The organism is Aquimarina longa SW024 (genome assembly GCF_001401755.1).
Taxonomy (GTDB): Bacteria; Bacteroidota; Bacteroidia; order Flavobacteriales; family Flavobacteriaceae; genus Aquimarina; species Aquimarina longa.
The window spans coordinates 147,465-160,762 of the sequence record NZ_AVQK01000015.1 but is presented as its reverse complement, the minus strand read 5'-3'; the positions used below and the strand labels follow the sequence as shown (position 1 = coordinate 160,762).

Annotated in this window: 16 protein-coding genes; 3 read left to right on the top strand and 13 right to left on the bottom strand. The window is 31.6% G+C overall.

From position 1 onward, the window contains the following. Positions 1-14: 14 nt before the first annotated feature. The 7 genes from N456_RS25325 to pdxA form a co-directional block, all read right to left on the bottom strand. Positions 15-158: a hypothetical protein gene (locus N456_RS25325; RefSeq protein ID WP_158447813.1), complete on the bottom strand. Its 144-nt coding sequence runs from the start codon at positions 156-158 to the stop codon at positions 15-17. A 233-nt stretch (positions 159-391) separates the two neighbouring features. Then, positions 392-1,741, bottom strand: a complete 1,350-nt coding sequence (gene accC / locus N456_RS03300) for an acetyl-CoA carboxylase biotin carboxylase subunit (RefSeq protein WP_062053865.1) — start codon at positions 1,739-1,741, stop codon at positions 392-394. An 89-nt stretch (positions 1,742-1,830) separates the two neighbouring features. After that, positions 1,831-2,325 carry an acetyl-CoA carboxylase biotin carboxyl carrier protein gene (gene accB / locus N456_RS03295; RefSeq protein ID WP_062054024.1) on the bottom strand — a complete coding sequence of 165 codons (495 nt, stop codon included), beginning with the start codon at positions 2,323-2,325 and terminating at the stop codon, positions 1,831-1,833. 28 nt (positions 2,326-2,353) lie between these two features. Then, the gene (locus tag N456_RS03290; protein WP_062053863.1) at positions 2,354-3,349 is read right to left on the bottom strand and encodes a beta-ketoacyl-ACP synthase III; all 996 of its coding nucleotides are present in this window, start codon (positions 3,347-3,349) and stop codon (positions 2,354-2,356) included. A gap of 172 nt (positions 3,350-3,521) precedes the next feature. Then, the gene (gene rpmF / locus N456_RS03285) at positions 3,522-3,719 is read right to left on the bottom strand and encodes a 50S ribosomal protein L32 (RefSeq protein WP_062053861.1); all 198 of its coding nucleotides are present in this window, start codon (positions 3,717-3,719) and stop codon (positions 3,522-3,524) included. 10 nt (positions 3,720-3,729) lie between these two features. Beyond that, positions 3,730-4,275, bottom strand: a complete 546-nt coding sequence (locus N456_RS03280) for a YceD family protein (protein WP_062054022.1) — start codon at positions 4,273-4,275, stop codon at positions 3,730-3,732. 205 nt (positions 4,276-4,480) lie between these two features. Next, the gene (gene pdxA / locus N456_RS03275) at positions 4,481-5,542 is read right to left on the bottom strand and encodes a 4-hydroxythreonine-4-phosphate dehydrogenase PdxA (RefSeq protein WP_062053859.1); all 1,062 of its coding nucleotides are present in this window, start codon (positions 5,540-5,542) and stop codon (positions 4,481-4,483) included. Positions 5,543-5,629: 87 nt separating this feature from the next. Between pdxA and N456_RS03270 the strand changes: the two genes are divergently transcribed. After that, a complete protein-coding gene (locus N456_RS03270) occupies positions 5,630-6,217 on the top strand; it encodes a riboflavin synthase (RefSeq protein WP_062053857.1) in 588 nt (195 codons plus the stop codon). Between the two features lie 25 nt (positions 6,218-6,242). Here N456_RS03270 and N456_RS24205 read toward each other — a convergent pair whose 3' ends face one another. Beyond that, positions 6,243-6,398, bottom strand: a complete 156-nt coding sequence (locus N456_RS24205) for a hypothetical protein (protein WP_158447812.1) — start codon at positions 6,396-6,398, stop codon at positions 6,243-6,245. Positions 6,399-6,875: 477 nt separating this feature from the next. On the opposite strand from N456_RS24205, the gene N456_RS03265 reads away from it, so the two are divergent. Both N456_RS03265 and N456_RS03260 read left to right on the top strand, forming a co-directional pair. Then, on the top strand, positions 6,876-7,214 hold the full coding sequence (locus N456_RS03265; RefSeq protein ID WP_062053856.1) for a hypothetical protein: 339 nt from the start codon (positions 6,876-6,878) through the stop codon (positions 7,212-7,214). A 64-nt stretch (positions 7,215-7,278) separates the two neighbouring features. Beyond that, complete coding sequence (locus N456_RS03260) at positions 7,279-7,899, top strand: hypothetical protein (RefSeq protein WP_148639166.1); 621 nt, start codon at positions 7,279-7,281, stop codon at positions 7,897-7,899. A 497-nt stretch (positions 7,900-8,396) separates the two neighbouring features. Here the strand turns inward: N456_RS03260 and N456_RS03255 are convergent, their stop codons facing one another. From N456_RS03255 to N456_RS03235, 5 genes are all read right to left on the bottom strand, one after another. Then, positions 8,397-9,197 (bottom strand): hypothetical protein, encoded by an 801-nt coding sequence (locus N456_RS03255; RefSeq protein WP_062053852.1) that lies wholly within the window; start codon positions 9,195-9,197, stop codon positions 8,397-8,399. 41 nt (positions 9,198-9,238) lie between these two features. Beyond that, a complete protein-coding gene (locus N456_RS03250; RefSeq protein ID WP_062053850.1) occupies positions 9,239-10,186 on the bottom strand; it encodes a toxin-antitoxin system YwqK family antitoxin in 948 nt (315 codons plus the stop codon). Positions 10,187-10,313: 127 nt separating this feature from the next. Further along, positions 10,314-11,306 (bottom strand): toxin-antitoxin system YwqK family antitoxin, encoded by a 993-nt coding sequence (locus N456_RS03245; RefSeq protein ID WP_062053848.1) that lies wholly within the window; start codon positions 11,304-11,306, stop codon positions 10,314-10,316. A gap of 11 nt (positions 11,307-11,317) precedes the next feature. Continuing rightward, a complete protein-coding gene (locus tag N456_RS03240) occupies positions 11,318-12,277 on the bottom strand; it encodes a toxin-antitoxin system YwqK family antitoxin (RefSeq protein ID WP_148639165.1) in 960 nt (319 codons plus the stop codon). A gap of 33 nt (positions 12,278-12,310) precedes the next feature. Further along, positions 12,311-13,255, bottom strand: coding sequence for a toxin-antitoxin system YwqK family antitoxin (locus N456_RS03235; RefSeq protein WP_062053845.1), 945 nt, complete (start codon positions 13,253-13,255; stop codon positions 12,311-12,313). Between the last annotated feature and the right edge of the window lie 43 nt (positions 13,256-13,298).

Genomic DNA, 13,298 nt, shown 5'->3' with positions numbered 1-13,298 from the left:
ATCGTATTGATTGCCTATAATAAGTCTGCTAATTCTGCACCAATTAAACTACTGATCGCAGCCTCCATTCCTCCTTGTCGTACTCCACAATATACATTGTTTGATAATTGTTTTACAATTGATTTTTTTGCTTTCCGACTCCCATAATCCCACTCCATCGGTTGCTATTTTAGATATCTGGTAAAATTTCTGATAAAATCTCTTCTAACTTTTTTTGTATCAATCCTGTCAAACCAAAATTGGTGGTTTCTTCTTTTTTAACTGTAGCGTACACAGGAAAGCTCTACAGTTTCACTACCAAAATAGAAAATCGGTATTAGATAACAAAGCTTTATATTCCTAATAACTACAATTCATAAAAAAAGCCTCATTGCTGAGGCTTTATTATTAGTTATTTTGCTGGATCTTTCATTTCAAAATCTTCCATAAATTTAGTGGTATAATTACCAGCTACGTATTCTGGATGATCCATAAGTTGTCTATGAAAAGGTACCGTCGTTTTTATTCCTTCTACTACAAATTCATCTAGAGCTCTTTTCATTTTATTGATTGCTTCTTCACGTGTTTGTGCAGTAGTAATCAATTTAGCAATCATAGAGTCATAATTTGGCGGAATAATATATCCACTATATACGTGAGTATCTACTCGTACACCATGACCTCCTGGAATATGTAAATTGGTAATTTTACCTGGTGATGGTCTAAAATCTTTATATGGATCTTCTGCATTGATTCTACATTCTATAGAGTGTAACTGCGGGAAGTAATTTTTACCAGAAATTGGTACTCCTCCTGCTACAAGAATCTGCTCTCTAATTAAATCGTAGTCTACTACTTGTTCTGTAATAGGGTGTTCTACCTGAATACGAGTATTCATTTCCATAAAGTAGAAGTTACGATGTTTATCTACTAAGAACTCTACAGTTCCAGCGCCTTCATATTTAATATATTCTGCTGCTTTTACTGCTGCTTCACCCATTTCTTTGCGCAGTTGATCTGTCATAAATGGCGAAGGGGTTTCCTCGGTAAGTTTTTGATGTCTACGTTGTACTGAGCAATCTCTTTCTGATAAGTGACATGCTCTACCATTACTGTCTCCAATAACCTGAATTTCGATATGGCGAGGCTCTTCTATGAGTTTTTCCATGTACATACCATCATTACCAAATGAAGCTGCTGCTTCTTGGCGAGCGCTATCCCAAGATTTTCTTAGTTCTTCTTTTGCCCATACGGCTCTCATACCTTTTCCTCCACCACCGGCTGTAGCTTTTAGCATTACGGGATATCCCATTTCTTCTGCAAGCTTTTCTGTTTCTTCAAAAGAGTCTAAGATTCCTTCACTACCAGGGATAGTTGGTACTCCTGCTGCTTTCATTGTTGCTTTTGCAGAAGCCTTATCTCCCATTCTATCGATCATCTCTGCGCTGGCACCAATAAATTTTATTTCGTGCTCTTCACAGATCTTAGAAAATTTAGCATTTTCTGATAAGAAACCGTATCCAGGATGTATAGCATCTGCATTTGTAATTTCTGCAGCAGCTATGATATTAGACATTTTTAGGTAAGATTCACTACTGGGTGCAGGTCCGATACAAACGGCTTCATCTGCAAAGCGCACATGTAAGCTTTCTGCATCTGCTGTAGAATATACCGCAACGGATTTAATACCCATTTCTTTGCAGGTTCTGATTACTCGCATAGCAATCTCACCTCTATTTGCAATTAGAATTTTTTTAAACATAACTTTTAAAATTTAAAAATCTCAAATTCCAAACTCCAAACCTAAAATAACTAAGTTCTATGAGTTGTGTATTGGAATTTTAAAATTGGTTATGATGGGTCTACTAAAAATAATGGTTGATCAAATTCTACCGGAGAAGAGTCATCAACTAATACTTTAACAATTTTACCAGAAACTTCGCTTTCGATTTCGTTAAAAAGTTTCATAGCTTCAATAATACAAAGTACGTCGCCTTCTTTAATTGAATCGCCAACTTCTACGAATGTAGGTTTATCTGGTGACGGTTTTCTATAAAGAGTTCCTATAATAGGAGACTTTATTGTTATGTATTTTGAATTGTCTTCAGATGTATTTTCTTCTGTTACATTAGGTGAAGATGCAACAGGAGTTGTTTGTACAGGAGTTGCAGGTTGCTGAGGTGTAACGGTGTTACCTACAGGTATATGCTGTACAAATGTCGTCTCTTTGCTATCATCTGATGCGGTTCTGATGGTGATTTTAATGTCATCCATCTCTAACTTTACTTCGCTTGCCCCTGATTTGGCTACGAATTTAATTAAATTCTGAATTTCTTTTAAATCCATAATATGTGGGTATTGTATGTTTAGTTGTTTAGGAGTTATAAGCCCATTTAAGATAAATAGAGCCCCAAGTAAATCCACCACCAAATGAGGCAAATACTATATTGTCTCCTTTTTTTAGCTGCTTTTCATAATCGCTTAATAATAATGGCAGTGTAGCAGAGGTAGTGTTACCATATCGCTCAATATTCATAAGAACTTTGCTCTCATCTAATTCCATTCTTTTGGCTGTAGCGTCAATGATACGCTTATTAGCCTGATGCGCAACAAGCCAATTTACATCTTGCCCTGTTAGGTTATTACGCTCTAAGATTTTTGTACTGGCATCTGCCATATTAGAAACGGCATATTTAAACACCGTTTTTCCATCTTGTTGTACAAAATGTTGTCTTTTGGCTACGGTTTCTTCTGTAGGTGGTAATATAGATCCACCTGCTTCAATTTTTAAAAACTCTCTTCCGATACCATTCGTACGTAGATATTCATCTTGCAGTCCTAGTCCTTCATCATTTGGTTCAAAAAGGGCTGCACCACCACCATCACCAAAGATGATACATGTGGTACGGTCGGTATAATCAATAATAGAAGACATTTTATCTGCTCCTATCACTAATACTTTTTTATACCTTCCGGATTCTATATAACTAGCAGCGGTAGACATACCATATAGAAAGCTAGAACATGCTGCTTGTAAGTCATAAGAGAATGCATTAACGGCTCCAATCTGCGAAGCAGTATATGCTGCTGTTGCGGCAACGGGAAGATCTGGAGTAGCAGTTGCAAAAATTACCATATCAATCTCTTTTGGATCGAGATTTTTCTTAGCAATTAGATCTTCTGCTGCTTTTATACCTAAGAAAGATGTTCCTTTATCTTTATCTTTTAGTATTCTACGTTCTTTAATACCTGTACGACTGGTAATCCATTCGTCATTGGTTTCGACCATAGTGGCTAATATATCATTAGTTAACACGTAGTCCGGCACATATGCACCTACAGCTGTTATAGCGGCTGTTATTTTACTCATACGATAGTTTTAGTTTCGTGAACTAGGGCACAAAAATGTGCTTAAAAATTCGTTGAAATTACTAAATTGTACACAAATATGGCGCAAAATAATGGGATTTTGAGACATATTCAACTAAAAACAAAAAAACTCTCACAAATGTGAGAGTTTTTTTAAGATTTCAACACTATTATTATGCTACTTCTTCTTCAGTATTATCGATAACAATCTGACCTCGATAGTATAATTTACCTTCATGCCAGTGTGCTCTGTGGTACAAATGTGCTTCTCCTGTAGTAGGATCAGTCGCTATTTGTGGTACAGTAGCTTTATAATGCGTTCTTCTTTTATCTCTTCTGGTTCTCGATATTTTTCTCTTAGGATGTGCCATTGCTTAGCTATTATTTATCTTTATCGTTTAATAAGTTTTTTAACTTGTCCCAACGAGGATCTGTTTCCTCATTGTTCTCTACTCTTGTTTTTTCTTTTGGACTTAATTCTTCTAGTCTTTCAAGTATATCAGATTCTAATGTCCCGTTTTCAACACCAGGATGAACTCTTTTGGATGGTATGGCTAATACAATAAGCTCATATATATATTGCTGAATATTTACTTCATACGATCCGTAAGGGATAATAAGAAGTTCTTCATTTTCATTATTATATTCATCTCCAAACTTTACTACCAAAAAAATATCATTTTCGATAGGTAAGTCAAAAGGTTCATTGGTGAGATCACAATTTACATTTACAGTACCTGTTGCTTTAAACTGAAGTTCCAACATCGTTGTTTTTTTATTGAACTCCATATCAACAATTACTGCAGATGAATTAAACTCATCATACTCAAAATGTTCAAAGAACGTATTCTCAATTTGATACTCAAACTGGTGTAATCCTTGCTTCAGCCCAACAAAAGGAATAGTATACTCTTTAAGTTGTTTCATTTCATCATCAGTTTCAGGCCTCATCGATCTGATTAAGGCGGGTGCAAAGATAGTAAAAAAATTTTATGAAAGTATTTTTGTAAACAAAATTATATCAGATTGTTAGCAAATTAGTGGTGAGTACGCTTCGCTGTGAGATCTCTGCCATCGACAGATGCAAGAGATCAAGTATTTATTGATCTTCTTTTTGGTTAAAATCTCAAACCTAATTACCCTTATTCTGTGGTTTACGAGGTTGCTTCTTTAATGGGTTTTTGGTTAACTCGTCGTATTCATTTCTGTTTTTAAAAATTTTTAATGCCGCAAAAACAGCTTCTTTAAAAGAGCTATTGTCTGCTTTATTTTTTCCTGCAATCTCAAAAGCAGTGCCATGATCTGGTGAAGTTCGTATTTTATCTAGCCCTGCGGTATAGTTTACACCTTTACCAAAAGAGAGTGTTTTAAAAGGAATCAATCCTTGATCATGATATGATGCTACAATAGCATCAAAAGCCTTATATGCAGTAGATCCAAAAAAACTATCCGCAGCATATGGACCATAGACTAATTTACCGGATTCGTTAATTTTTTGAATAGTTGGTTTTAGAACTTCTTCATCTTCTTTACCAATTACACCATTATCTCCACTATGTGGATTAATTCCTAGTACTGCGATTTTTGGTTTAGAAATACCAAAATCTTGTTTTAGGGTGTTATAAATAGTATTTATTTTTTGCTCAATCAGTTTTGGTGTTATGGTTTCTGCAATATCTTTTACAGCTACATGATCGGTTAGTAATCCTATTTTTAGATCATCAGTAATCATAAACATCAAGCTATTGCCTTTTAGTTCTTGATCTAGATAATCAGTATGCCCTGGAAATTTAAATTCGTCTGATTGGATATTGTGTTTATTAATAGGAGCTGTAACGAGTACATCGATATCATTATTTTTTAAAGCTGCTGTAGCAGACTTAAGCGATTTAATGGCATAGCTACCTATTTTTTGATCTTCTTGCCCAAAATTAATATTTACAGGTTCTTTCCAAACATTAAGAACATTAATTTTACCATCCAGAACTTGGGATATTTTATCAATACCATGTAGATTAGTAGTGCTCTTATATTGTTTTTTTAAGAAAGAAAGAATTTTTACTGAAGCAAAAATTACAGGAGTACAAAAATCTAACATTCTAGAGTCTTCAAAAGTTTTAAGTACGACTTCGCTTCCTATACCATTAAGGTCACCAATAGAAATTCCTAATCTTATTTTTTCTTCTTTCTTCATTATATAAATTACTTTATCTGTATTTTTGAAATCTAAAATCAGACCTCAAACTTCAAGGTCACAAATTTAACTAAATATTTCGCATTTATGTTTACAGGAATTATTGAAGAATTAGGAACGGTGGTTTCTTTGCAAAAAACTAACGAGAATCTAGATATTACAGTGCGAGCAAATTTCACTTCTGAATTAAAAATTGATCAAAGTATAGCGCATAATGGTGTTTGCCTAACGGTGGTTTCTATTACTGAGGATATGTATACTGTTACAGCTATCAAAGAGACATTAGATAAGACTAATTTTGCTACTCTTAAGGAAGGTACTGTTGTAAATCTAGAAAGAGGTATGAAGTTAGGAGATCGACTAGATGGGCATATTGTACAGGGACATGTAGATCAAACTGCAATCTGTACTGCTATTGAAGAAGCTAATGGGAGCTGGTATTTTACATTTAATTATGATCCATCATTACATAATATCACTATAGAAAAAGGCTCGATTACTGTTAATGGAGTGAGCTTAACTGTCGTTAATTCTAAACAAAACGAGTTTAGCGTGGCTATTATTCCTTTTACTTATGAACATACGAATTTTAACACTTTTACTATAGGAACTGTTATTAACCTAGAGTTTGATGTTATTGGTAAGTATGTAAAACGAATTACCGAGCTAAAATAGGTAGTGATAAGAAGTAGAATGGTAATTATACCAATTCTACTTCGTTAAATTTAAAAAGTGAAACTCTGTTTCTTTCGATCTTTAGGAGTACTCCTCCCAGATCGTTTAATGTAGCGCAGGATTCAAAATCCAATACTTCACCAAAAAACTGGCTTTTTGTATCAATTACTTTATACTGCATAGTTCTATAATTTGATTTGATTTGTTTTCCTCTTTAATTTTGTAATAGTAGTTCTTTCCCCAAAAAACATATTCTATCTTATTAAAGACAGAGTAAATGTAATGGTCAGATTTCGTTTTTAAAAATAAACTTATTAAGTTTTATTAACAAGAAGAGTGCTTTTTTATCAACAACAACCTACCTATTAAATAGTTACACCTACACTTGTATTGCTTTTTAGACTGCTTTTTTAGGGAAAAATGCTTCTCATTATAGTATAAAACTTGATTTTGTTAGTGGGAATTATTCCATATTTTATATCTTTGCATTGGAATAATTCCTAATTATGTTTTTGTTTTGAAAAGAAATAAGAGTTTAAAATAGGGTATCATAAATTACTCTTTTTATTGTCTTGGCATGTGTTTTGTAAAAACAGACATAGTTGTAAACTTTATAGCTGTAATGATATAAATAGCTAACACAAATAATTTTTTTGTTATGAGTGGTATGAATTACGAGATACAAAATAGAAGACTAGAGTCATATAAACATACGTTTGATTATAATTTTTGCAAAAGAAAATATAATGAGTACGCTCGTATGACACTAGATGAATTTAGGGAATGTTTAAAAGATTCTCGAAAATTAGGAGAGATAGGTCATTTGTGCTGTTTTGTTTTATGGATAAAAAATAAAGAAAAGCATGAGTATAGAGATAGTTTAGGCGATTACGGGTTGATCCATTTGCTATTTCACTGTGTAGAAAATAAACACGATGCAGAGACTCATGCGGAATATATCCATATGTTATTTAAAGAAGATATTAAGTTATCATAATACCTTTTAATATATAGAGTTTATTATAAATCCGTAACTTACGATATAGCTAAATTTAAGGTTTATGAGGGTTTTACTTTTTTTTATGATACTCGTACTATTACAATCTTGTGCTACAAAAAAATACATCAATAAACAGTTGCTTCCTGAGGGAATAGCTTCTGCTACTGAAGAAATTTATGTACTAGTACATGATCAAAAAAAGCTTTTACAGAAAAAAGAGCTCGTTTTTACTAAAAATGGTCGTATCAAATATTCTAAAACGATAGATTCGTTAGGTAATTTATTACAAGAAACAGAAAAACGATTATGGTTTATAAAAGAGTCTTATGCAGATAAAGAACCTTATTATTGTAAGACTCGTTGGAAACCTAAACAACGCGAACGTATCAGTTGCTATACCAGAAAACAATATAAAGAGAATGAAGGTATCTATCACTATAATAAAGATGGGACAATCCACAAGATAGTAGATAATTTTACAACCTTCTATACACAGTATTTTTATTACACAGATAGGCAATTGTCTAAAATTGTTATTAAGGATAAGAATCACAAGCTTATTGATGAAATTCTAATCCATTGTATGGCTATGGATGAAAAAGGAACTTGTTTGCAACAGCGTAGAGTTTCTAGTAAAACAAACCACATAAAAGAGATTCTCTTTTATCCTAATTATCGTTAATCCCTCGTAACGATAGCTCTATATAACAAAATTTACGCCAGTCAGAGTAATTTCTGATAGGAAATTGTATCGAAGATAAGTGATTTTCATCAAAAGTAGTGTGATCTTAAGTCTTTTGATTTTGTTATAGACAGGCTATAAGGCCGAGAGGTTATTTATAAAGACTCTCTCCTGAACTGACGCTTTATAAACACTATAAATTACATCGAACTGAGGATCTATACTATTGTTTTTGGCTAAGTTCTAAAAAAGATATCTTTTACGCTTTGTACGTTTAGGATTTAGGTACAAAAAAATTAACGTTTTAGACCTTCAAGGTTTTTAAAAAACCTTGAAGGTCTGCGTTAAAAGCATAATAGATAAACAAAATATCCGTATAAAGTTTGTTTTAATCATAGAATACAGGGAATTAAACCCTCAATGAGGGATTAAAACAGATAGATAATCGATTACATAATTAGTAATTCAGTTGTTTTGTAGAACAAAGCCTTGTTTTTCTAATTCTTTTTAATAATAGGCTTAATGGGGTCGGCAATAGGAGTAGGAAAAAAAGTTGGGTCAAAACTATCTAGTATTTCTATTGTTGATGTGTTTAGATGTATTTTTAAGTGATATTGCTTAAACAGTTTATTAAAATGATTCGTATCTATGAGTTTATGATCTATTTTTCTGATCTTCATTTCATATACATTTTCATTATCTGTAGTGATTACAATAAGATAATTTTTAATCAATTCTAAAATTCCTTTGGAGGTAAAATATTTAATTTCTTCTAAGGTATTGGCTAGTAGTATGTCATTTATTTTTTTGATTATACTATTATGATTTTTTAGGAGTGTGCCATAAGAATAGGAATCATCCAAACGATAAAGGTTCATTATAAGATCTTCTGGTTTTGTTTTATAACCTATTTCAAATTCCATACCTCCATCCGGAGTTCTTATAACAGAAGGATCTTCCCAGCCTATACCAATGTTTTCTATTCCCCAATTAAATTTATCTTGTTTATAAACTCCTGGGTTAATAAAAAATACAATCTCGTTATAAGAATAATAGTCGTTATGTGTAAGAATTCTTTTGCTGAGGTGAACTCTTGTTACTTGATTAACAGGAAACCCATTATCTTTCATTTTGTTAGCAACTTTTATAATAAACTCTTGTTCTAAACTAGTATATGTTGCTATAGCAGGTTTAAGACCTCTGGTAATATTCATAGGTGAGTTTTTTGGATGTTTTTTTCCACTAAAGAAAAGTACAAGAATACAAAGAGCAATGGTTCGTTTATATGTGTGTTTCATAAAATTATTCTTCTCTTTGATACTTTCATTACTCCATATCCTTATCGTAGTAGTACTTCTATAGGGATATCAAAGTATATGGTTCTGGTATCCAATACTACAACAGTATCTTTATCTTTTATTGTTTTATCTCTAAACTCATATAGGTTATGTTCTTCAGACATTACAGTTGCGACTTCATTAAAATACCCTCGTATGGTATCCTTACCTAGTCGCTTAGGTTTTAAGTAGAAGACTACGGTTTTTTTATGATCAGCAGTATCTATTTTTGTTTTTTCTGCAGGGTATTTGGTATTGTATTTTAGGCTTAGGATGCGCTGTGTTGGGATTCCGTTTTGTGTAGAGCTTTCTTGGTTATAGAATTCTGCATCAAAATTTTCTTTGGTATAGTCTTTCGGTAATATCACTAAGAAATCTCCTTGTTTTTCTTTAAATTTAAAAGCAGGTACATCGGATTGAAAGAAAAACCGTATCGAATCTCCTAGTTTTACTTTCCTAGGATGTACTTTATATTTCATACTTGTTCCCTCTCGTATGGTATCACCCCCAGGGAGCATTAGCCATAGCTGATTGGTATAGGATTCTCCTCTAATAATCTTATATTCTTTTATAAAATCTAGAGTACCTTCTTTAGTATAGTATTTCCATTTTTTAATTTTTCTATCTTTTCCATCGAGAACACCTATCTTGTTTATTTTTCCATTTTCGTTAAAATCTTTGTAATAAATAGAACCATCATCATTCTTAAATTCAATAATCTCTATACTATTAGATAGGTTGTCGTAATAAAAAAAAATGGAATCGTTTCGTTTATCGTTTAAATATGAGGTCTTAGAAAAAACTTTTCCGTTTTTATGATATATTATTCGTTCTCCTTGCCTTAGCGAGTCTTTGTCAATAAAATAATATCCTTTTACTGTACCATCATCATATTTTTCAATAACCTTAGTCAATTCTTTTTTACAGCTTACTACTACTAATGTACTCATACATAATAAGAACAGTACAATTTTATTGTGCATATTTCGGTTCTATTTTAATGGTATATTTTAGCATAGGGGTATTCTTTTTAGTGTGGTATATCGAATCTTTTTCAGCATTTTCTTTTCCGATTAATTAATAAACTTCTATAGGAATATCAAAATAGATCGTTCGGGTTTCTGTAGTTATGGTATCTGAAGTATTGGTTTTTTTTGTTTCGTTAAAATATTCTATGAGATTAGGAACCCCTTTGTTAAATGATTTAACTTCGCTAAATAAACCTCTTATAGTATCTCTTCCTTTTGTTTTTGGTACAATATAAAATACCACAGTTTTGTAATGCTTCGTACTGTCTATTTTTTGTTTATCAAATAAGTAGTTGTTTGTATATTTAAGACTGTAGATATGTTTGATTGCAGAGTTCTTTATGGTATCGTTTGGAATATTAGAAAAATCAGAATTAAAATTATGTTTTGTATACTCTTTGGGTAATGTCACTAAAAAATCAGAATTAATATAGGTAGGCACATCAGATTGAAAGAAAAACCGTATAGAATCTCCATGTTTTATTCTCTTAGAAGACACCTTGTATTTCATACTGGTACCATTATTAATAGTATCACCACTAGGTAATAAATACCATAGCTGGTTTGTATATGATTTATCATTAATTATTTTATATTCTCTAATATAGTCTAAATTCCCATTTTTATCATAATTCTTCCATTTTCCAATTTTAATAGAATCATTATAATATTTCCCTTTTTTTACTATTTTTCCTGAGCTATTGAATGATTTAAAAAAAACAGTATTCTCGTTAATTATATGTTCTATTGCTGTTATTTTCTTTTCTTTAGAATCATAATAATATATAGAAGAATCGATTTTTTTTCCATTTTTATAAATCGATTCGTAACTTATATTTCCACTGTTATAATACCCAATTAATTTTCCTTCTAGGATTGAATCATTGATTACAGTATACACTTCTTTGGTACCGTCTTTATAATTCCTAATGACCTTTTTTTTGTTTTGACTATTAAAACAAGAAACAATGACTATAGAAATAACACACAGGAATATTAGGTGTTTTGGTAGTTTCTTGTCTATGTTTAATCTATATGCCATATATAGCTTTACTATCGTGGTGTTACTTGTATAGGAATATCAAAATATATGGTTCTGGTTTCTGTAGTCATCATGTTATTTTTTGTTTTGTCGATATACTCTTCTAGGTTGTGTTGGCCAGGGGTCATGTTTACTACTTCATTAAAATATCCTCGTATGGTGTCGTTACCTATTCGTTTAGGCTTTAGGTAAAATACTACTGTTTTTTTATGATCAGCAGTATCTATTTTTGTTTTTTCTGTGCGGTATTTGGTATTGTATTTTAGACTTAGGATACGTTGTGTTGGGATTCCTTTCTGTGTCAAGCCTTGTTGGTTATAGAATTCGGGATCAAAATTTTCTTTGGTATAATCTTTAGGGATCTCTACAAAAAAGTCAGACTTATTCCTGTATTGAGAAACATCGGATTGAAAGAAAAATCGTATCGAATCTCCTAATTTCAATTTCCTAGGATGTACTTTATATTTCATATTAGTGCCCTCATTTATAGTGTCACCTGTTTGTAGCATTACCCATAATTGATTGGTATAAGATTTCCCTCTAATTTTTTTAAATTCTTTGGTGTAGTTTAATGTACCATTATCATTGTAAAACTTCCAGATGCCTTTTCTTAATAAGCTATTTCTTTCTGCAAGACCTTCTTCTGATAGACTACCATTTGTATAGAAAGCTTTATAATAAATTTCTTTATCACTTTTCCAGTGCTTAATTAATTTTACTTTTTTATCAGTAGATTTATAATAATATATTGTTGAGTCTATCTTTTTTCCATTTTTATAGAGCGCAATATAATCAAGGCTATTATTAGGGTAATATCCTATCATTTTACCTTGTATTAATGAATCTTTATCAATAGCATACTCTTCTCTACTACCATCTTTGTACATTCTTTTAATTTTCTTAAGGTTATAAGTGCAATTTGTAATGATTTGAGATATAAAAAAAAGCAATAGAACTGATTTATTCTTCATATAAGTGATCTTATTACTCTATACTCCTAACTCCTATCGTGGTAGTACCTCTATAGGGATATCAAAGTATATGGTTCTGGTATCCAATACTACAACAGTATCTTTATCTTTTATTGTTTTATCTCTAAACTCATATAGGTTATGTTCTTCAGACATTACAGTTGCGACTTCATTAAAATATCCTCGTATGGTATCCTTACCTAGTCGCTTAGGTTTTAAGTAGAATACTACGGTTTTTTTATGATCGGCAGTATCTATTTTTGTTTTTTCTACGGGGTATTTGGTATTGTATTTTAGGCTTAGGATGCGCTGTGTTGGGATTCCGTTTTGTGTAGTACTCTCTTGGTTATAGAATTCTGCATCAAAATTTTCTTTGGTATAGTCTTTCGGTAATATCACTAAGAAATCTCCTTGTTTTTCTTTAAATTTAAAAGCAGGTACATCGGATTGAAAGAAAAACCGTATCGAATCTCCTAGTTTTACTTTCCTAGGATGTACTTTATATTTCATACTCGTTCCCTCTCGTATGGTATCACCCCCAGGGAGCATTAGCCATAGCTGATTGGTATAGGATTCTCCTCTAATAATTTTATATTCTTTTATAAAATCTAGAGTACCTTCTTTAGTATAGTTCTTCCAAATTTTAATACGTTCATTCTCTTGACTATACAGCCCTTTTTGTCTTACTTTTCCATTTTCATAAAAATCTTTGTAATATAAAGATCGATCTACATTCGAATATCTAATAGCATAAAGATTATTTTTTTCATTATCCCTATAGTAATAAATAGAATCGTTTCTGAAATTGTTTTTATAAAAAGTTTGAGATGATATTCTTCCACTTTTATAATATATCACTCGCTCCCCTTGTTTAATAGAATCTTTGTCGATAAAATAATATCCTTTTACTGTACCATCATCATATTTTTCAATAACCTTGGTAAGTTTTTTTTTACAACTGATTAGTAGTGTACTCATACATAATAAGAACAGTACAATTTTATTGTGCATATTTAGGTTC

Excerpts from the sequence above, each read along its gene's own strand:
- N456_RS25325 (WP_158447813.1), bottom strand. The coding sequence starts at position 158 with ATGGAGTGGGATTATGGGAGTCGGAAAGCAAAAAAATCAATTGTAAAA.
- accB (WP_062054024.1), bottom strand. The coding sequence starts at position 2,325 with ATGGATTTAAAAGAAATTCAGAATTTAATTAAATTCGTAGCCAAATCA.
- N456_RS03235 (WP_062053845.1), bottom strand. The coding sequence starts at position 13,255 with ATGAGTACACTACTAATCAGTTGTAAAAAAAAACTTACCAAGGTTATT.
- N456_RS03280 (WP_062054022.1), bottom strand. The coding sequence starts at position 4,275 with ATGAAACAACTTAAAGAGTATACTATTCCTTTTGTTGGGCTGAAGCAA.
- N456_RS03290 (WP_062053863.1), bottom strand. The coding sequence starts at position 3,349 with ATGAGTAAAATAACAGCCGCTATAACAGCTGTAGGTGCATATGTGCCG.
- N456_RS03270 (WP_062053857.1), top strand. The coding sequence starts at position 5,630 with ATGTTTACAGGAATTATTGAAGAATTAGGAACGGTGGTTTCTTTGCAA.
- N456_RS03250 (WP_062053850.1), bottom strand. The coding sequence starts at position 10,186 with ATGAGTACATTAGTAGTAGTAAGCTGTAAAAAAGAATTGACTAAGGTT.
- accC (WP_062053865.1), bottom strand. The coding sequence starts at position 1,741 with ATGTTTAAAAAAATTCTAATTGCAAATAGAGGTGAGATTGCTATGCGA.
- N456_RS03260 (WP_148639166.1), top strand. The coding sequence starts at position 7,279 with ATGAGGGTTTTACTTTTTTTTATGATACTCGTACTATTACAATCTTGT.
- rpmF (WP_062053861.1), bottom strand. The coding sequence starts at position 3,719 with ATGGCACATCCTAAGAGAAAAATATCGAGAACCAGAAGAGATAAAAGA.
- N456_RS03265 (WP_062053856.1), top strand. The coding sequence starts at position 6,876 with ATGAGTGGTATGAATTACGAGATACAAAATAGAAGACTAGAGTCATAT.
- N456_RS03245 (WP_062053848.1), bottom strand. The coding sequence starts at position 11,306 with ATGGCATATAGATTAAACATAGACAAGAAACTACCAAAACACCTAATA.
- N456_RS24205 (WP_158447812.1), bottom strand. The coding sequence starts at position 6,398 with ATGCAGTATAAAGTAATTGATACAAAAAGCCAGTTTTTTGGTGAAGTA.
- pdxA (WP_062053859.1), bottom strand. The coding sequence starts at position 5,542 with ATGAAGAAAGAAGAAAAAATAAGATTAGGAATTTCTATTGGTGACCTT.
- N456_RS03240 (WP_148639165.1), bottom strand. The coding sequence starts at position 12,277 with ATGAAGAATAAATCAGTTCTATTGCTTTTTTTTATATCTCAAATCATT.
- N456_RS03255 (WP_062053852.1), bottom strand. The coding sequence starts at position 9,197 with ATGAAACACACATATAAACGAACCATTGCTCTTTGTATTCTTGTACTT.